Annotated in this window: 23 protein-coding genes; 5 read left to right on the top strand and 18 right to left on the bottom strand. The window is 39.6% G+C overall.

Annotated elements, in window-relative coordinates; translation table 11 throughout:
* Positions 1-168 precede the first annotated feature (168 nt).
* The 12 genes from H8S90_RS21300 to H8S90_RS21245 all read right to left on the bottom strand — a co-directional run bounded on the left by H8S90_RS21300 (position 169) and on the right by H8S90_RS21245 (position 11281).
* Positions 169-675: a hypothetical protein gene (locus H8S90_RS21300; protein ID WP_187339816.1), complete on the bottom strand. Its 507-nt coding sequence runs from the start codon at positions 673-675 to the stop codon at positions 169-171.
* Between the two features lie 11 nt (positions 676-686).
* The gene (locus H8S90_RS21295; RefSeq protein ID WP_187339815.1) at positions 687-4787 is read right to left on the bottom strand and encodes a hypothetical protein; all 4101 of its coding nucleotides are present in this window, start codon (positions 4785-4787) and stop codon (positions 687-689) included.
* 1 nt (position 4788) lies between these two features.
* Complete coding sequence (locus H8S90_RS21290; RefSeq protein WP_187339814.1) at positions 4789-4956, bottom strand: helix-turn-helix domain-containing protein; 168 nt, start codon at positions 4954-4956, stop codon at positions 4789-4791.
* Between the two features lie 284 nt (positions 4957-5240).
* On the bottom strand, positions 5241-5729 hold the full coding sequence (locus H8S90_RS21285; RefSeq protein WP_187339813.1) for a hypothetical protein: 489 nt from the start codon (positions 5727-5729) through the stop codon (positions 5241-5243).
* A gap of 44 nt (positions 5730-5773) precedes the next feature.
* On the bottom strand, positions 5774-6226 hold the full coding sequence (locus H8S90_RS21280) for a hypothetical protein (RefSeq protein WP_187339812.1): 453 nt from the start codon (positions 6224-6226) through the stop codon (positions 5774-5776).
* Positions 6227-6243: 17 nt separating this feature from the next.
* Positions 6244-6936 (bottom strand): hypothetical protein, encoded by a 693-nt coding sequence (locus H8S90_RS21275; protein ID WP_187339811.1) that lies wholly within the window; start codon positions 6934-6936, stop codon positions 6244-6246.
* Positions 6937-6947: 11 nt separating this feature from the next.
* Complete coding sequence (locus tag H8S90_RS21270; RefSeq protein WP_187339810.1) at positions 6948-7376, bottom strand: hypothetical protein; 429 nt, start codon at positions 7374-7376, stop codon at positions 6948-6950.
* On the bottom strand, positions 7373-7846 hold the full coding sequence (locus tag H8S90_RS21265) for a hypothetical protein (protein ID WP_187339809.1): 474 nt from the start codon (positions 7844-7846) through the stop codon (positions 7373-7375). Before H8S90_RS21265 ends, H8S90_RS21270 begins: the two co-directional genes overlap by 4 nt.
* Complete coding sequence (locus tag H8S90_RS21260) at positions 7821-9182, bottom strand: DUF3987 domain-containing protein (RefSeq protein WP_187339808.1); 1362 nt, start codon at positions 9180-9182, stop codon at positions 7821-7823. The genes H8S90_RS21265 and H8S90_RS21260 overlap by 26 nt, the downstream gene beginning before the upstream one ends.
* A 26-nt stretch (positions 9183-9208) precedes the next feature.
* A complete protein-coding gene (locus H8S90_RS21255; RefSeq protein WP_187339807.1) occupies positions 9209-9472 on the bottom strand; it encodes a hypothetical protein in 264 nt (87 codons plus the stop codon).
* 1 nt (position 9473) lies between these two features.
* The gene (locus H8S90_RS21250) at positions 9474-9746 is read right to left on the bottom strand and encodes a helix-turn-helix domain-containing protein (RefSeq protein ID WP_187339806.1); all 273 of its coding nucleotides are present in this window, start codon (positions 9744-9746) and stop codon (positions 9474-9476) included.
* Between the two features lie 950 nt (positions 9747-10696).
* On the bottom strand, positions 10697-11281 hold the full coding sequence (locus H8S90_RS21245; protein WP_187339805.1) for a hypothetical protein: 585 nt from the start codon (positions 11279-11281) through the stop codon (positions 10697-10699).
* 334 nt (positions 11282-11615) lie between these two features.
* Between H8S90_RS21245 and H8S90_RS21240 the strand changes: the two genes are divergently transcribed.
* The 4 genes from H8S90_RS21240 to H8S90_RS21225 all read left to right on the top strand — a co-directional run bounded on the left by H8S90_RS21240 (position 11616) and on the right by H8S90_RS21225 (position 13296).
* Entirely contained in the window at positions 11616-11939 is a 324-nt protein-coding gene (locus tag H8S90_RS21240) for a hypothetical protein (protein ID WP_187339804.1), read from the top strand.
* 30 nt (positions 11940-11969) lie between these two features.
* Entirely contained in the window at positions 11970-12602 is a 633-nt protein-coding gene (locus H8S90_RS21235) for a hypothetical protein (RefSeq protein WP_187339803.1), read from the top strand.
* Positions 12595-12936, top strand: coding sequence for a hypothetical protein (locus H8S90_RS21230; RefSeq protein WP_187339802.1), 342 nt, complete (start codon positions 12595-12597; stop codon positions 12934-12936). Before H8S90_RS21235 ends, H8S90_RS21230 begins: the two co-directional genes overlap by 8 nt.
* 75 nt (positions 12937-13011) lie before the next feature.
* Positions 13012-13296, top strand: a complete 285-nt coding sequence (locus H8S90_RS21225) for a hypothetical protein (RefSeq protein WP_187339801.1) — start codon at positions 13012-13014, stop codon at positions 13294-13296.
* Positions 13297-13490: 194 nt separating this feature from the next.
* On the opposite strand, the gene H8S90_RS21220 is transcribed toward H8S90_RS21225, so the two are convergent.
* The 5 genes from H8S90_RS21220 to H8S90_RS21200 form a co-directional block, all read right to left on the bottom strand.
* Positions 13491-13925 carry a hypothetical protein gene (locus H8S90_RS21220; protein ID WP_187339800.1) on the bottom strand — a complete coding sequence of 145 codons (435 nt, stop codon included), beginning with the start codon at positions 13923-13925 and terminating at the stop codon, positions 13491-13493.
* Positions 13926-13931: 6 nt separating this feature from the next.
* Positions 13932-14288, bottom strand: a complete 357-nt coding sequence (locus H8S90_RS21215) for a hypothetical protein (RefSeq protein WP_187339799.1) — start codon at positions 14286-14288, stop codon at positions 13932-13934.
* A 3-nt stretch (positions 14289-14291) separates the two neighbouring features.
* Positions 14292-14768 carry a hypothetical protein gene (locus tag H8S90_RS21210; protein ID WP_187339798.1) on the bottom strand — a complete coding sequence of 159 codons (477 nt, stop codon included), beginning with the start codon at positions 14766-14768 and terminating at the stop codon, positions 14292-14294.
* A 114-nt stretch (positions 14769-14882) separates the two neighbouring features.
* Complete coding sequence (locus H8S90_RS21205) at positions 14883-15245, bottom strand: helix-turn-helix domain-containing protein (protein WP_187339797.1); 363 nt, start codon at positions 15243-15245, stop codon at positions 14883-14885.
* A gap of 34 nt (positions 15246-15279) precedes the next feature.
* Positions 15280-16671 carry a site-specific integrase gene (locus H8S90_RS21200; protein WP_187339796.1) on the bottom strand — a complete coding sequence of 464 codons (1392 nt, stop codon included), beginning with the start codon at positions 16669-16671 and terminating at the stop codon, positions 15280-15282.
* Between the two features lie 582 nt (positions 16672-17253).
* Between H8S90_RS21200 and H8S90_RS21195 the strand changes: the two genes are divergently transcribed.
* A complete protein-coding gene (locus H8S90_RS21195; RefSeq protein ID WP_187339795.1) occupies positions 17254-18498 on the top strand; it encodes an MFS transporter in 1245 nt (414 codons plus the stop codon).
* Positions 18499-18536: 38 nt separating this feature from the next.
* Here the strand turns inward: H8S90_RS21195 and H8S90_RS21190 are convergent, their stop codons facing one another.
* Positions 18537-19385 carry a VOC family protein gene (locus H8S90_RS21190; RefSeq protein ID WP_187339794.1) on the bottom strand — a complete coding sequence of 283 codons (849 nt, stop codon included), beginning with the start codon at positions 19383-19385 and terminating at the stop codon, positions 18537-18539.
* Between the last annotated feature and the right edge of the window lie 58 nt (positions 19386-19443).

Genomic DNA, 19443 nt, shown 5'->3' with positions numbered 1-19443 from the left:
CTCTATAACCACAACGATATCATCAACCGCCCGCACGTGGTAGGTACGGACGGTAATCAGAGCATCAGCTGCCCTAAGTTTTACATAATCAAGAACCCCTCCTTAACTACTTGGGCTTTCGTATGGAAGGGTCAAATCAACCTAAACCTGTGCGAAGGTGCTAAAAAATCAATAGCATGCCTTATTCTTCTGATTAACGATCACAGCGCCTTTTGATCGATCAGTCCATGTTACAACAGCATTCCCGTAAACATTGGCCACTACCTTTGATTTTTCGGAGGCATCAATATTTACAGCGCTATCGTCAAAACAATCGATCATTACATAGACTTTATCAGATGCCAATATTGCCACGCTGGAATTATCCTTTACATACGCCTGAGCTACAGTGTAACCATCAAAGATTAAATTAGCGTCACAACTTCCCAATAGCACGTTAAATTCGTGATTTTTTGAAGTGAATGTCTCATCCACATGTATACCATACTCTTCTTTATTTGGGCTGTTATCCTTCCAGAACCCACAAGACGGAAAATTATGCTCCATACCGAAATCAATAGCATCCTTATAGAACTGTATCAGATTTTCTTCTGTGTTGCATCTATGTAGCCTCTTCAAACAATCCGGGCTTATACCGGCAGATTTAGCATCTTTTATCAATTGTTCTCTATTCATTTTTATCTTATTTATCCCAATCCTTTATTTCTTGCAAGGTCATATTGCGGGCGAGTGTTAGTGACCACTAAGTCCAACCTATTTACCACTACTTTAAGTTGTCCTACTGTTTCAGCCGTATTTCTCTCGATACCCAAGGCGGTATCGAGATTCTTTTGAGCTATCGACACGTATGACTGCATCAATTTTGAATGCGACTGTATTTCCGCGAATTGATTTTTCGCTATAGTGTACATATTCAGCTGGACGCCCATCCATTTGTTGGCTGTGTCCTCAGTTATTGCGCGGCCGATCATCCCGGACATGCCGCGCGGTTGAGATTCTTTTTCCGTCGTGAGACCCAACCCTTTATATGCTTCTTCGAGTGCTTTATTGAAATCTTTGCCCGCTTCGTTGAGTTGATCCCTCCAGCCGGTAAAATCATAGCCCACAAGCGACTTATTGTTGTTCAGCATGTAGTCTGTTAAATCTTTGGTCATCTGTTCCATAAGAGGCTCTATCATGGCTAGTTTGAGACTATTGGCCAGAGCATTCTTAATAAAGGCGTCAAATGTTTTATTCATTGACTCTATACCATCCTCACCTGCTTCAAAGGCGCTTAAAAGAGCATTGGCTAGGTTGTCGGATAAGGTCTTGAAGTTTGTTTGTAACAGATTTTCGCTTATGCTTTTTTGAAGGTCCTGTATTGTATTATTGACGGCATTTATCTGGTCGTTGTAAGCTTCTATTTTCCCCTGGTCGGCTTTTTTCTTCCGGCTTTCGGCGTCCCGTGCCGCTTCCAGATTTTTTATTTGTTGACGTAGGTTATTGACTGCAGCCGCACTGTCATCGTAGAATGAATTCCCAACACTGTTTTCGATCGATCTCTGTAGCTGGGTATACTGCCTTTCCAGTGATTTAAGCGCATTCTCATAGCCTTCAATCTGTTTTTGGATACGCTTATCTTTGGTATTGAATAATCCAATAACACTCGATAGGGTACGTATAGCGCCTGTAATTATTGTAACCGGATTTTTAGTGGCTAAACCCTCACCAAGCTCAGAGAGCCCTCCTAGAACATTACCAACCCGCCCTAAAGTTTCAACTAGTCTATCTCCACCTATACCCGCCTCTCGCAAACCGTCTGCTAACGTATAAGCTACATTGTTCAAATCTCCGAAAGCAACATTTGCAGCGGCACCGATTTTTCGCAGCAGTTCCAGTTTTTCCGATTCCTTTTTGTTACTATCGGATAACGCCTTGATGTACCGCTTTATGTGGGTAGTAAGTGCTATGAAAGGGTTGCGGTGCATCAGTTGTTCATTACTCTGATTCAACTTATCAATCCATTCCTGATAATCCTTTGGCGAAAGTTTACCGGCTTTGTGTTCTGCGTCAACCCTTTCCTGAACTTGATCTAGGTACGTTTGAACAGATTTCCGCCCTAAACCTTCCATTACCGAAAACATATTTTCCCAATCGTTAATGATAGCTAGGTTCGCAGAAGTTTCCTCGCTCACGCGCTGATCTCTGACGCGTTTTAACTCTGCCAATTGATCCTTAGATGCGGTTTCGCCTAAAGCTTTCACTTTAGTATGGTAATCCCTGTCAATTTCAAGCATTCGCTGATTATGGGTAATAGCCGCCTCAAAAGCTTCGATGTACCGTTGTTCTTCCTGTTTGGCAACATCTGCATTAGCTTTCTTCAGTTCTTCCTTTTGGGCTTTTAAACGCTCCTGCTCAGGGCCTGTAAGATCTCTGGTTGCTCCGGTATCTTCCAGCTTTTTCATTTCGTCTTGGAGTTTATCAACATACGATTTAAATCCATCTAGATCTTGTGAGTAGCGCTTATCCGCTTCATCTTGGCCGTACTTTGTCTTAAATGATTCGTAATTTTGAAATAATACCTTTTGTTCTTCGAGAGACTGCATATATCGCTCCGTTTCCTGACGATACTTAAGATTGTCTATAGCGCGCTGCTCATCAATATCTATACCGTCCAGACCTATTTTTTCACCTTTGGCTTTTGCATTGAAATCGGCAATTATCTTGCGTATCTTCGAGTATTTATCGCGGACTGACTGTATCTGAGCCTCGTCTTCGTTCATTCCTTTACGGGTATATTCCGTAGTAACATCCGCATACTGCTCCAATATCCGTTTACGTTCCTTCCCTTCCTGCTCTAATGCTTTTATAGCCGATTCACTATCTTTTTTATCCTGCTTACCTGTCCTCTTGTCAAGTAAAGCCTGCAGGTCGGTTATCTCTTTATTCAGAGCCTTTAGCCGTTTCTCATCATATTTGCCGAAAACAATCAGCTGGTCAGCCTCTAACTGCTTTGCCTGTATTTGTTGCTTCAGCTCTTCATTGGATACCAACCCATTTGAAATACGCTCCTGTTTGGCAAGCTCTCTATTCTGCTCTCTAAGATAGCTCAAACCGTTTGATAACCATTGTTCCCGCTCACGTAGGCGCTGTATTTCCGCCATTATCGATGCTTGCTCACCGGAGGTGCGGGACGCATCCCTTCTTGAAGCTTTCTCCTCCAGTTCATCAATCTTTTGCTGCACCTTGATGATCTTTTCACCTTGAATCTCTATGGCCCTAACGCGCTGTTCCGGATTGAGCCTATCTATTGGATTGTTTCTTTCAAAAGCTTTTGTCATACGGCCTATCTTGTCTGTGTCAAAAGACGAGAAGACGCCGGCTATCTGAGTCTTAAGATTCGCCCAAATAGTGGCTAGAGCGCTGGATCTGTCAGACAACGTGGTAACCGCACGCCCACCGGCCTCCATTTCCCGCTGTATGATATTCCCTGCCGCTTGAGCGAAATCACCAGTTTTTTTAATTTCCTGTTGTAACTCCGAAGCAGATATACCAAGGTTGTCCAATACGAGTGATGATTTTCTCCCAATACCATCTACAAAAGAGTTGACCAGGAAATCTACTTCTTTTCCGGTATCAGAAGCACGCTGTTTCGCAAACTGTAATCCTTTTGCCAGTACATCCAACGGGATCTTGAAATTTTTTGCCCGTACAGCTGCTTGCATGAGCTCTAAATCGTTTACGGTACCCTTTGTTGCTTCGCGTAAGTTTTGAAGATCATTTGAATCACCTATTCGTGCAAAAGCTATCCTCACACCTTCTGACTTCTTAGCTATATCAAACAGCTCCATACCGAAACTGATTAATTGCTGCGTACCAAAAGCAATTCCTGCCGCAGCTGCTATCCCCTTGAGTCCGGTTAGAAGCCCGCCCAATCCCCCGACCGATGATCCCTGCAGATCTTTGTTCAGTCCTTCTACTTCTTTTGACAGGGCCTGGTATTCTTTACGGAGCCTGCCGCCAACTTTTTCATTTTCCCGCTGAGCTTGAGACAGGGCGGTATATTCTTGCTGGAGCTGCGTTAATTTTGCGGTCTTTTCTGCAATAGATCCTATAGCTGCTCGCTCAATGTTGCTGTTTCGCTGTATCTCGGCGTTAAGTTGCGAGATACGCTGCCGGGTTTCATTTTCCTGTACAGAAAGCGCTCTAGAGCCTTCAAGGAATTGTTTTTGGGTGATATTCCCGGAATCATAGGATTTCGATAGATCTTTCTGAGCAGCAGCTATATTGGTTAATTCAATTTCCAATTTTGACAGTCTATCGTACTGACGTTGAGTAGTGGCGGACAGTGCCTCAAAACCGGAAATACTATCGCTTACCAAGTTTTTGTATTTGTTGCCAACTTGACTTAAAACGGCTAACTGCTTAGCGTTCTGTTGGGTAAGTTTCTGCGTTTCTTCGTCCATGTACTTTACGGCACCGGCGGCAGATAACAGCGAATCATGGGCATCTTTCGCTGCTTTGTCAACTTCTTTTAGTGCAGCGGCCTCTTTTTTTACACTTTCGGTAGCTTTATCGGTTCCTTCCGTAACGTCTTTTGCCGCTTTTGCAGCGGCCTCTCCCTGTTCCTGTACGGCTTTAGTAACCTCTTTCGCAGCCTCCGCCTGTTTTTTAGATCCGCTTGCGCCTTTATCGGCGGCGTCCGTCATTGCCTTGCCGGCATCCGCAGCCATTTTATTTGCCCGCTTCAAGGCTTTTTCAAGGCTTTTATCATCCCTAGCGGTAATAACATACTTTAACTCAGGCATATTATACTTCTCCTTCTATTAGTGATCTTAAATATGACTGTTTGAAATATAACAGCTTTCCGCGACGTAAAGGGGTGATATTACCTCTAGACACCTGTATATACAACGCTTTTTTAGTAATACCGAGAAACTCAGCGGCATCATTAATCCTTAAAAACTCCTTATTCATTTTTATATCTCTTGAAAACACTATATAAAAGTAGGGTAGAAGCGAGCACTTACGAAAACGGATAGTGTTCAATCAGGCCAATCGGAAAAACAAAATAAAATAAGGCAACGAATTGAAGGTTGTTTGCTACCAAAATTGCTGCCTAAAATAAAAAATACACCTGTATAGTCCAGATAAGAATATTTATTTGCGCTTTTGTGAGAGTGATGAGGATTCGAACCTATGATTTCAGGGTATAAATGTTTGTTTTGATAGCCTAAAATCGAGTAAGCCCGATAGCAAACTTAATCTTCACAAATGATGTACTCTCGAAAATAATACTTAACATACATTTCGTATTGACCTGACCACACTAGCCTATCGCCATCAAAGTGATAATTTGAAGGGTGTAGGAGATCGTCTTTACCGAATGGTCGGCCGTCAATGTTGCTGTGCTGGTTTTTATCGAGCTTAATTATACCTTTAAAAGCATCTATCGCTTGATATAGCTTTTCAACCTTCGCCATATATAAGACAAAATCTTTCGTGCCGTAGTGGCTTTCAATTTTGTCAACTACATCTTGAATAAAGGCCGGGTCCTTATAGATTTTAACCAGTGTGCCTTGCGAAAAACTATCTTTTGTGACAGTAGACAACTCATTGTAACATTTCCTAATTAGGTCCACTGCGGGTATTAGGGATAGGTAAGTTGCCTTCCACTGCTGAACATCATCCATGTTGGTTATGACGACCGGTTCTTTGGTGAGTAGGGGGGGGCTGTTTTTTTTATTCATCGTTACATTAAATTAAACGCCCCTGTTTACCAGGGGCGGTAATGTTAAATACGAATATTCTTCATAACCTCGTCAAGTACCGGGTCGTCAATAGAGGCGACGCCAGAATTACCAGGTATACCCGGCTTGGGAAAATCCTTTCCAAGCTTCGAATTCGATTCCTGTTGCTGAAGTGTTTGCACGTACGCCTTTTCATCTTCAAGGAATTGGTTAAAGTCGTCGTCCGACGTGAAACTCATCCTTTCGAAGCTCCTCAATACCTTTTGCTTGTGTTCTTTGCTCGATTCTGTAATTGCTAGTAAAAGATCCTCTTTTCTACTTTGGTTTAATTTATCAGCCTGACCGGATGTGGGATTCGCGCTCTTTAAAGCCTGTAGTTCCGCGGCCATCTGTTTCATTAGATCAACCATTTCGCTAGCAGAAGCTTTTTGAGCCCCTTCTTGTTCTTTCTTTTTTTGATCAGCTACTACTTTTTGGGCAATTCTATGTAAATCCATATTTATTTCCTCCTTATTTATTTAGTTGTTTTTTTCCTTTCTTCAATTATCCATGCAAGAGTTGTACTTGAAGGCATTTTCAAGGTCGAACCGTCAGGACCATCCGTTTTCATACTAGATAATAGATGATAAGAATAGTCCCCCAACTTAGACTTCATTTCGTCCCATTCCTTTAATAGGTTTTTTACCAAGGTTAAAATTTCGGCATCCTTCTCATTGGTTATATATTTATTGAACTGCTCCTTCACCAATGCTTTATATTCCTCTGTTACCACGATTTCACCGGTATCATTGATGGGCAGGAAGTCTGCTGAAGTTAAATTGCTTGGGTAATAACCGTGTACGCTATCCATTCTAGACCTTTCCACAGCCCGGTTAAAAACATATACTTTAGCGTCAAATTCTTCCCGTGGGCGGGCAAGCTCTTTATCTACGGCATTTCTTAGGTATTTGTTCTGTTTACCAATGAAATCTATACATAAACTGTCTATCAACGCTGTCATTCCACTATTTATAGCGATTTTAGCGGTTTGTTTATTCCATACCCCACCAATGGGTTCCGCAAATTCTATAAAGTCATTTTTCAGTTTCCGCAAATCTATCCCTAATAGCGATAATTTTGAAAGAAACCCATTAGCATCCTTGACTCCGTCATAGATCAATATAGGCTCAAAAGCCTTTTCTTTTTGTTTTTCAATTGCTGTGTTCATATTGATTGTTTTTATTTGTTTATTTCTTGCTTTAGCAGGGTTCTCATCGAATCTACTATTGGAAATTCCTCTCCCGTACCTGATAGGTTGTTTGCTAAATCCAGCATTTCATCGCTGCCCGCCATTTCGTCAGCGTTTCTGTATCCCATTGATCTAGCAAACATGTCGTCCATAATAAACCCGAATTTCCCTATCTCTTCGGCATGGAAAACACACACTGGAAATCCGTTTCGAATTCCTAAGAAGAAATTAACGTTTCGGTGAATGAACATGCAGTACAGGTCGACAGGATCAAAGAGATCGGGCATTCCCTTTATGTGTGATTTGTTTTGTATAGACATCATTAACCTGACGTACTTGGAAGGTATCAGGTCGGTTATTTTGATGCCTCCCATTTTGGATGATCGTCTACTAGATCGGTTTTTTTTGTTCTTCTTCATTGTTCTGAATTGCTTAAATTAAAAATTTCGTATACATTCCTTATCTGATCTTGCCAGTAAGTGTTTTCTTGCCGTCCCAATGTGCATCTATATCCCTCCCATATAGCTCTTATAGTGCTCTTGAGACATGAAACCGGCTCACCTCCGACAGTACAAGATATATTGTCTTCCAAAAGCCTTTGAATCTCTTTAAATAGATTTTTTAGCTGTTTATTTGGGTCAACTACTGTTACTTGATCCAGCTCAATAGCGCTTCCAGATATTACTTCGTAAAACGATTTCATCTGACATATTATGCTTTGATCATGTTGAGCCATTAGAAACCTATCAACCAGTGCGCTTATAGCGGAAAATACACAAGGCCATGTAACACCTCCCACTCTAATGGGAATAGCCTGCCGTTTGCCGTTGATCTCGGGCACATTGGCTCTAAAATCCTCCAACTCAACCATTAACTTTACTGGTGTCATTTCTTAATGTTTTTGCGTAATGACCATGTTTAATCTTCTCAAAAATCCTATCAGGATCTTTCCTTTGCGAATTATCTTTTAACCACCGCTCCGCACTTCGCGGGCTAATACCTATCATTTCAGCAGCAAGCTTAAAAGACGCCGTATTAAATGTTGCTCCATCATCTGGCAGCATGTCGTACAGTTCCTTCCAATTGCCGGTCAGCATGTCGGATTTTGGTTTTAACCGAGTTCTATCAGCCATGATTAAGAAGTAATTACATAGACTCACAGCTGCGGTTGCGGCTTCAGTGGATATATAAGTCATTTCATCGTCTATAAGATCGTCTGAGACGTTGTAGGCTATCTGCATAATGAGCGCAAACCGGTGTATGTAAATATCCAATTTTGCTCTTATACCGCGTTCTCGCTCTGTTATTTCATCTATGTTCTCGTGATCAATGTTCGCCATTACCCAGTTATTCACAATGTCTCCAGATTCTCGAGAATAGGACAATTGTATTATGTGTTCTCCCGTTTTTAACTTGAATTTAAGAAGACGCGTTAGCATTGAAGAATATTCCCCCTCAATCGCAGGGTCTAACCATCTATGCGATGGGTATGGCTTCACTGTTCGCTCAGGCCAACAAAGAAGAAATCTATCAAATAGTCCAGACTCTTCCTTGTCTTGAAAGCATTGCTCTGCTACCGCTGGTTGTATAGTTCCGACGATTGAAAGATACATGCTAGCTATATAAACATGATCACTTCCTACACGCTCCTTGCTATAAGATCCGCCGCTCCATGCCGAAAGGTAAAATTCTTGGTCGCCGCCTTCCCTGTATTTATTAAATGATTTTAGCAGTCCGGCAAGCTCATCGACCTTTATAGTAGTACCTTTATAATTGTTCGCTAACTGACTTATGACAGCTTCCTGTGTAGCATCATTTATTATGGGTTTTAAAAACAACGGTTTTATCGCGCCCTCGTCTTTATTTTCTTTAGCTTCACGGTAATCCTCCATTTCCTCTTTGTATTGCAAATAGAGTTCAGAAGTGTATTCATCCACCGGCTTAAAGGCGTCATTCACGGCTTCTGATTTATTCAGGCCTCGACTACCGACTATCGCTAAATATATATTTGATTTCACCTTATATCCGTCTATGGTTCGTAGTGAGTAATTACTGCCGATGCTTGCCGACAATGCCGCTATTACCGACGACCCAAAGTAGTCTATCGGATAACCTTTAATGGATGAGTAGTGATTTAAGATTTTCTGAAACTTCTTAGGAAACACTTCAATCGGAAATGAACAACCCTGTTTTATACTTTCAGATCTTGCGATAAAATCGCTCATTGACTTCACTAAACTCCCGGCCATTGTTATCCCTCCCAATTTTTTAAAGCAAAATGCATAACCGTACGTCCAGTGTTCGGACATTTTTTACGGTACGCTATCTTCACTTGCCCGGTGTAATAAACTAAGTTGAACAATACACGGCACAGAGAAGCTATCTCGATATTGGTAGCATTAGATAACTCACGCCGAGTAACCGGCTGGTTTTTATATAGCGCTTTGAAAATCAGTTTCTCCTCGTTATATTTGTCATGTTCTGAGTTGAGAGCGGGGGTTAGATCTTTTCTCATGCTATGCCCCCTTTCTTTCTAAATCCTCAAGGACATGTTTCCAGTTATATCTATACGTTCCCCCAACTTTCATGTACCTAATTTTACCTTTGTTGCGCCACTCAATAATCGTAGACCTTGCAACATTAAGCCTTTCCATCAGTGTGTTATTGTCAATAAGCTCTTCAACAGCTAAATCTTTAGTTGCTGTCTCTGATCTCTTCAATATCCCTGATTCAATCAAAGATTCGATAAGCAATCTTTTAAAATCCTCTTTACTATTAATTACTAGCATAGCGTGTGATGTTTTGATAATTCAAAGATATTGTGGTTTCACTAATAAACCTATAGGTTACATTTGTTTTTACTCGATTTGTATGTAAACGATTGATATATAGTGTTATAAAATGTATTATTCTTTTCGGATTTGTATTTATGAATAGTTAATTTATAACTTTAAGACATTAAGGTCGGTAAAGTCAAAAAAGTAGGTTATAATCCACATTTCTCTTAAATTTTGTATTTAAATATTTGATAAATAGATAGTTAAAAAATATGGTAGCTTTTATGGTAGTAATTAAAGCATATTAAACGGCTTCATAGAAGTAAATACCAATGGTACAGTTTCCGCCAAACCGCCAAAATGATTTTACTTTGGCGGTTTTCTTAATAAGTTAACTGTCAGTGTTTTAAATGGAGTTCCGCCAAAACCGCCAAAACCGCCACTAAATAACATTTAATAACAATAGTATATAAATCGCCGTATATGTTATATTTATATAATAATAATAGAAAATAGCTTTTATAGGCGGTTTTGGCGGTTTGGCGGTTTAAAGTATAATTCATTAAAAAACAATTAGTTATAAAAAAATGTAATTGGCGGAAATTTGGCGGTTTGGCGGTTTGCTATTAGTAGCGGTGGGAATATTGGCGGAATCGACCTCCTTGCCCTTATGAATGGACTCGCAGAATTCAACATGAACCTTTTTCAATGGACTCGGAAAATACTTTAAATCGTTCGTAGCGCTATTTAGAAAACTCAACCGACGTACTGGACACTTTTTTTTATGGAGGCGGAAAACTCTTTGACGGCTATATATTTGGACTCGCAAAATTCTTCGTGCACTTTTTGCGATCGATTTTTATAGTATTGTGTTTTGTTAGGTTTTGCCCTTTTTTATGGACTTACAAAACTCTTCATGGTCGATTTTAGGGAGGGAGGGGTGACTAGACCGATTGTTCTTATTAAGTAAGAAGCAACCACCCGTATTTATAACCGCTTCTTTGGTAAGCTACTTTATCAACGTTAGCAAGCATTGATCTTGCCTCCAATATAGGGCTAAGCCATTTTGTCGGTTTGCCATTGTAATAGAATTTTCGGTAATTCTTTTCAAAGGACATCGTAGTCAATCGATCAACTTCATTGGCCGCTTCGGCAATCCTTAGGTAGTTCTTCTGATTAGGGGTCAGTGTTTGAGATCTGTAAATATGGTCAAAATTGTGCCGATCCCTGAAATATGATCTGTACAAATATATTTTCCGACATCTACGACCTGTGAAAGGACATATAAAGTACCACACGCGGCTATTTCCGATATTAGAAGGTATTGATGCCAGACGTATAGTTTGGTGCAGCTGAGAGCCTCTAATTGAGTATTTTAGATTTATATACCCTTCGTTCCCCTCAATCTCGATGGCTCCCGATATATCTACCCATACACCACTCCTATTACAAAGCAGCAATTTGAATATTTGGGTGCCCGATTTAGGCATCTTGTAACAGAGGTCCTGGATAGTGAAATTATGCAATAGATCTAGTCGCTGGCTCATTTTATCTAAATATCTAACGAAAAGTAAGTTATACACAAATATAGGTAAGGATAGAACAATATCAATAAAGAAATAATGTTAAATATTATGAAATATAATCCTACAAATTTGTGATATAATGTATATATGTAGCAATTTTTACACACTTAAAGTTAATTGAAGTTTTATTTGCTAATATTGTTTCCCGTTCGTACTATTGTAGTGCGAAACACATCTGAAGAGATTCAGATAAAAAATTTATTAATTATAATGCCGGGCGATCGGGTGAAAGTACCGAAACTTTCCATACTTTGGATGTGTTTCGCAGCGACCCGGCTATTTAATAAAAGTCATCATGGGAACTACCCAAATTATCAGCAGGACTGCGAAACCTGCATCCACAAAAAACGACGCTAATATCGACGTCAGAAATCAAGAATTAGAACAACTGGTCAAATCGATAGCCGCGGTTATCAACGCCCTTGAAGTCCCGGCTGTGTTACAAACGCTCAATTCCGTTTTGAGTGACCGGCTTATAGAAGCGGGGTCATACAGTGATGAGGGAGACAGTGAGCTTTGCTCGTATGCACTAGATGAGGCAGAGAGCCTGAACAATGTTATCTGTGCAATATCGGAATGTTATTACCATATAAAAAGTTATACACCACTTAATAGTTAAGCTATGGGGTATACCGAAAGATCATCGGGGATGAAGTCAAGGACCGAATCTCGCGACATGGCTATGCTACAACTTGACGGTGTAACCGCAGCTAACCTGGCCTCTGAGGTAAAGCATTGTAACGAAACTTTATCGGCGTTGCAGACCAAGTTCAACTCTCTCGAGATAGAAGAACTCATGGATCTATTTAGCTATTTATCGATACTTATATCCAGTGATACTAAAGAAAACTCACGCGAACATCAATTTGAAAAGGATCTCGAATGGCGTATAGATAGCGGCGCAGGTCTTATGTTTATCGTAAATACTCTCATTTCTGCCAAGTTTATGCTGGAACGCTTCTTCTCGCGCTCCGAAAAAATGAACACCGGATATTTGGATAAAATCATAAAAAACAGCGCTTTCGATCCAATGTTCGAAAAACCGGAATCAGTAAGCGGGGTTTCCATCGCTTCCAGCGCGAGAGCCAGAATTATATGTAAAGATCTCTTTAGCTCCAACCGTAAGAAGTCCTCTGAACTGCTTCGGATCGCTTCTGCGGACGGCAACACTTACATAATCAATGCATACTCAGAAGTGCTGGCCGGTATCAAAGAATTTGAAGGAATGTGCGCCGATTGGATTAAGGAGGTTGTAAAGAAAGAAAGGAGCTGCCATGAGTGATCAAAGAACATCGTTATCTGAATTATCTCAAGAGACCTATACGAGCTTTGGGGAAAAGGTAAGTTCTGTGGTGTCCGAATGTGATTTGGATAAGTTAATAGCTGGTTTAGCCGCCATAACAAGGGATAAAATCAAATCAATTGGTACACAAAAAAACAATTCATTATCCTTAACATTGGACGATCTGAAAACACTAAATGAAGTCACGTATATTTTAGGCACTATAACCGCGCTGCACGGTAGTGTGTCTTTCGTAGACGGATTCAGTGAAGGTGTTAACGATCCCAATAATTGGATAACCAACATGGATGCTGGCGTGGCCATCAAAAAATGAATTTAGAGCACCGGGTGTCGTGAAACGCGACGCCCATAAGTATTGCAACAAGTTTAACAATTAATAAATAAAATAATGGAAACTAAAGTATACTCATTAAGGGAGGCCGAAATAATAGCCAAGGTGGCAGCAACGCTGACGGCTGTCGATGTCCTTACCCGAATGGGGGCTATAAAACCCGACCTGACCAAGCAGGAGGCTTATAGGATATATGGAGAGGCCAACGTAAACAGATGGTTGGGTGAAAAAAAGATAACAAAGAGGCAATCCGGTAAAAATAAACACTGGAGGCTGGAAAGACTTGAATTGGAAGCGGCAAGGCAGGGGGACGTAAAAATATCTAAAATAGGCATTATGTAAAAAGAAAAGCCCGGAGTTACCGGGCCAGACCACCCACTTTCGTGGATCTAAATTTAAAGCACTTTTGATGAGGATAGACAGGGTACAACGGGCGGTAATGTGTTGTGTGACGGAAGGCGGTAATATTGCTTCGGTTAATTGAAGGAAAAAAAGGGGGGGCAGTAAAGTATGTTGGATTAATACATAAGCTGTAATTATGAATCTGGAGAATCGAAGTTTGGTAATTTATTAGGAAGCAACATGTTTTTTAATACTGTATTACTGACTAAAAATGATTGAATACCTCTGGAATGAGACATGGAAACGGCGGTTAATTCGGATAGCAGTGTATTGTCTATTACATTTCCATCGTCTCCCTTTCTAATGTATTTATCAATATTAGAAATAAGGAAACCAGTGTTTACCTTCACGCTAAACAACTCTAAATCACTGTCATTAACATTTATATGGTATGAAATTGTAACTTCGATAGAAATAATTTTTTTTTCAATATTAAAGCCAATACCAAACGAGGTTTTCCCTTTTACCTCCTTTTTAAACTTATCGTAATCATCAATAAACCAGTCAGGCAGATTTATGCTTTGGCTGTTGTTTTCTATTGATATTATCCTATATTCCGATGATAACATTAGTAATTAGTTGTAATTAAATTCATAATGATATTCCAACTTTTTAGGGGTGATTACATCTTTTATTAAATGGGTTTTCTTTATATTCTGAGTTTTTTTTCTTTGCTCGTTAACTTCAGAGGCGTGCAAATATAGGTTTTTGACGTATATTTCGAAGGAATCATCTACGTGCGCATCAAACTGTATATGAAATTTCTTCAGTTCTATATATCTTTTAATTAGCTGTATATTGTCAAGAGATTTTGCTTCTTCAATATCGTACAATTTTTGCTCTTCCTTGTACAATCGTTTAAATAGAATAAACGATGCGGCAATAAATATTGACGTCAGCAATCCTAATAAAAAATATATCAACATCTCCATGACCTAACTTTTTTTAATTGTTTTACTATTCAAATAAGATTCGTAATATATGGCCGTTTTTAAAATAACTGTCCAGCATATACTTGAAACAAATAAGAACATCTGTATGTTTTGAAACACCTCAAAATTGAAATTAAGAGTGCTATTTAGTGCATTGGATAAATAAGCTATAGCGTAAGAACCCATTGCTACAAGTATTATCCCGAACGTAACAATCACTATTGCAACATGAAGGTATCTATTCGCTTTAATTTTAGCTTCCATATAAAACTCATAGCAAACGCTGAACACGATAGATATACCAAGAAGCAACAGAAAACCCTCTTCTATTATCTTTATAAAGTTCAATCCAACCGCATTAGAAAACAAAGAAAGAAAGAGAATTATTCCAATTTGCACACAGCCTACAGTCACAATACAAAACATCCACACCAAAGCTTTAGCAAAAGATCTTGGAAGTCTTGATTCTAGTATTGTCATGGTCTAGTTAATGATGCAATATAAAGAAAATAATACTCTCAAAACAAAATTTTACTATCAGAAAAATGTTAAAATATTTGCTATGTAACTAAATGGTTTTTTCTCTGCAACATTCTAAATCTTATCAATCAACTTGACAACCAGCGCCTTAATATCGGTAAGCTCCCTTTCTAGCCTGTTTACCTTGGCTAATATATTTTCATTAGAAGATTCGTCTATTTTGGACCTGCTATCAGCTTTACCCTTACCTGTAGTGAGCCATTCGGCATTTAATCCATATTTATCTGACATCTTTGTAACAAGGTCTGTGTTTGGCGAAACTACGCCACGCTCGATCTCGCTGATATATTTACGGCTATAGCTTGTATCTCCGGAAATATCGCCTTGCGTTAGGCCTTTGCTTAGGCGGAATGATTTGAATCTGGCTGCAATATCCTTATCGGCTTTTCTCGGCTTTTTAAGCTCTCTTTGTTCCATTATATAACACTTTGATAGCAAATATCTGAAAAATTTATTCGTTGACCACTTTAAGATGTTTCGGAGCGCCCCATGCTTTTTGCATTTCGTTGCGTTTGCGCTCCTCAGTGACCTTAACGTATCTTTGAAATGATTTATAGTCCGTGTGCCCACTTGTAGCCATTACAGTTTCTGCGGGTACACCACGCTCCAGTGATAATGTACAAAATGTTTTTCGTCCGGTATGAGAGCTAATCAATTCATATTTAGGATATTCAATAGTAACTTTTTCAGCGCCTTTGTAACGGATAATTTCAACCGTATCATCTATGCCGGCAAGTCGGCATAAGGCCTTTATGTAAAGATTATACTTCTGGTTGCTGATGATAGGCAGCGGATACAATGGGTGATTGTAACGGGATAGTATTTCGTAAGCATAACCATTAAGTGGTATGGTCAACATTTCACGTGTTTTTTTAACCGTCAATTTGATCTCTGTTTCCTTTATATGTGTTCTGCGTAATTGCTCAAGATCCGAATAGCGAAGCCCTGTTGTACAACTAAAGCATAATACATCGCGCACTTTCGCCAAAGCATCGTATGAAATATATCTTGTTACATTTCCTTCGTCATCTATTACTAATGGAGCTTTGTTTGTACCGTCAGATAAGTCAAGTCTGTATAGTGAGAGAAATTCCCGTTCAGTAAAAGCTATAACTTCAAGTTTTTGACGGGTGACTTTATAATCTCGGTATCCATCCGAAATATGGATATTATGTCGCCTTGCATAACCTAAAAAAGTCTTAAGCGTACTTATTTGCTTGGCTATGGTGATGTTGTTGAGGGTTATTCCTTTGTCTGTTACGTATTCAATCAAGAAATTATGGAAAGACTGCATAAAAGAATAGCTCATTTCATCAAAACGTATCTTTTTTCTTGTATGCTTTTCATAGGCCGATAAATGCTTTCTTAGCGCCTTATAAACACTTAAGCTGCCCTTGGCTCTACTTGGTGCATTTTCGATAATGTACTTATCAATAAAGTCATATACCATCTTGGAAGAAGACTCTTTTTTTGTCGCTCCCGGCTTACTACTCTTGAATGCTCCAGTAACCATTTCTGCGCTAAAAGCCTCGCCATTGACCTCAAATCTCTTCTCGATTCTGTCCAATTGTAACAAAGTGTCTGAGATGACTCCTTCAAAGGTGGAGATGTCGTCACGATCTGATAGTTCGTAATAGGGTCTGTTGGGAGCGATCTTTTTAGCCGACTTTTTATCGATAGCTATAAAGCGCTGATTGTTGTCATCCCATTGCTCAGGGAAAACGCTAATACCAGGGTAGATGTATTTACGCTGACCCCGGACTGAATAGATGATTTCCAGAGAGCATTTGCCGTCTTTTCTCACCTTGTCAAGGCGGAGGTTTAGGCGTGTAGTACCTTTCATAATATTGCTTTTTAAAACTCACGTCAAAGATAAACAATTGCTACCTAAAAACAATATGGTAGCAAAAAAGGTAGCGTATTTTTCCAGACAAATCCAAATAAATCCAAGCATAATACTACATTAAAGATGCTTATAAGCTTTTCTTTAAGAGTATTGAGAACGATTGATCATGATTTTGTTTGAAAGGTTCGAATCCCTCTCTCTCCGCCAAACAATAGAAAACCCGACTCATCGTCGGGTTTTCTATTGTTTGGCGCCTCCCATATAGGGGTGGCTGCTGCCGTTGTGTGAACGACCAGCGCGACGCAGCCGATCCTTCTCCCGTTCAAGGTTCACTGGAGTGTAGCTGAGGTTATCCCTGTTTTATTTTATTCAGCTGTAAATTATTTGTCTTACTTATTGGGTACTTATAGCGCATATACCTAAAAAAACTTAGGTATATGCTTATTATTATTAAATATTGTTTCATTGACCGTAACACAACAACGAGCCTGTCTAAGCCTTATCTAAGCACTGCAAATTGTTGTAAGCAGAACATTTTGTGTGACCTGAAATAATTTTTTTGTGTAGCTTTATGTTTCTATGGATTTTACGTTACGCTTTCAACTGTCTTTGATGATGTTTTTGGAATATTTCATCAAAGGCGCATGGTTTGTCACACTTGGAACTTACCTTGCAACTAACTTAAAGGCTACTGGGCTCGAAACTGCTAATATTTTTTCGACGCAGTCTTTAGGAGCAGTAATTGCTCCTTTTTTTATCGGTCTTATAGCAGATAGATATATCAATGCTGAAAAATTATTGGGTGTATTGCATCTTTTTGGAGCTTTTTTACTGTATATGATGTACAGCTCTACGAGCGCAGCAAGTTTTTATCCTTATGTACTGGTTTACTTTATTGCATATATGTCGTCGTTGGCCATAAGCAATGCGATTTCATTCAGGCATTTACCTGATGCTAAGAAACAATTTCCGACTATTCGTGTCTGGGGAACTATCGGGTGGATTACTTCAGGCGTAGCGATTAGTTATATTTTCCATTGGGATCAACAGGAGGCGATCGCAATGGGTGCGCTTGGAAACACTTTCCTTTTGGGAACACTCTTTTCCTTATTGTTGGGAATATTTAGCTTTACACTTCCCGCAACACCTCCTATTAAGCATATAACAGCATCAAAGAATATTACTACGTTGCTTGGGCTGGATGCGCTCCGTCTATTGAGGAGAAGAGATTTTTTTATATTTATCATAACAGCGATCTTAATCTGTATTCCTTTGTCTTTCTACTATCAAAATGCTAATCCATTTTTAACCGCTATTGGGTTACCAAATCCAACAGCTAAAATGGCACTGGGCCAGTTTTCCGAGGCATTGTGTTTGTTATTGGTGCCCCTTTTCTTTCGTAAATTGGGATATAAGAAAATGATTATAATCGGTATCACTGCTTGGGTCATCAGATACTTGCTATTTGCTTATGGCGATGCAGATAGTTTAGCATTTATGCTTATATTAGGGATAATTCTTCATGGTGTTTGTTATGACTTCCTGTTTGTAGTAGGGCAAATCTATACCGATACAATAGCTGGTGAACAATATAAATCTTCCGCGCAGGGTTTAGTTACGGTCGCCATGTACGGTGTAGGGATGTTGATAGGTTTCTGGATTGCAGGCTATATTGGTGAGTACTTGAAAGCAAAGGACGTAACGAATTATTGGTGGCAGTTATGGATGTACCCGGCAACGATAGCCGCTGCTGTATTAGTTGTTTTTATAGTCTTGTTTAAAGGTAAAACTGCCGGAAATGAATCCAGCTCTTTACCTGGATAAGTAGACTGGTAAATACTTATCCCTTTCACATGGCTACGTTATGCTTTTGTCGCTCTTAAGAGACCCTCTATGTCAAACTTCCTCATTTGCATAAAGGCCTGCATTACTTTAGGTGCTTTTTGGGCATCGCTCATGAGCTCATGCAAGACGGTAGGTACAATTTGCCATGATACGCCAAATTTATCCTTGAGCCAGCCGCACATACTTTCCTCGCCACCTTCGCTAAGTTTACTCCAATAATGATCAATTTCTTCCTGCGTCTTGCAATCAACAACCAACGATATACCTTCGTTAAAAGTGAACGGCTGCGGTACATTGCTATCCATCGCCATTAATAGATTATTCCCTAAATAAAAACGAGCATGTACAATTGTTGCATCGAGCGTTACCTGTTCTGGTTTATACGTAGCTATCATATCTACTTTAGACTGGTCAAAGATTGAAACGTAATGATCTATCGCATCTTTCGCCATTCCTTGATAATCTCCACAAAACATTAGTAGGGGAACAAGTTTTTGTCCTATTTCCCTTATGTTCCCTAAACTTAATTGCCAAGAGATACCGAATTGGTCTTGTACCCAACCATACTTTTCACTCCAATCATATTTATCTAATGGCATAAAAACAAAGCCGCCGTCTGCAAGACCTTTCCAGGCTCTTTCAAGCTCATGATCATTTTCAAACGTAACAAAAAATGATATTGACGCAGTTGGTTTAAATTGTGGGCCGCCATTCAGACCCATAAAGAGCTGTCCGTTCAATTTAAAGTTTACGACCATTTCGGTCTCTGTGGTGATACTCGAATTATTGAAAAGCGAACAATAGAGGGTTGCCGCTTCTTTTGCCTTACCGTCAAACCAAAGACATGGAAAAATTAAGTTCTTCATAGTTCAGTTGTTTTATAGTATATATAGCAAATATACACAGCTAATCCTTTCCGTGAGG

Origin of the sequence: Olivibacter sp. SDN3, assembly GCF_014334135.1 — a bacterium.
In the GTDB taxonomy this organism is placed as follows: Bacteria; Bacteroidota; Bacteroidia; order Sphingobacteriales; family Sphingobacteriaceae; genus Olivibacter.
Note: the sequence above shows the minus strand (reverse complement) of the source record. Positions and strands in the feature narration are given on the sequence as shown.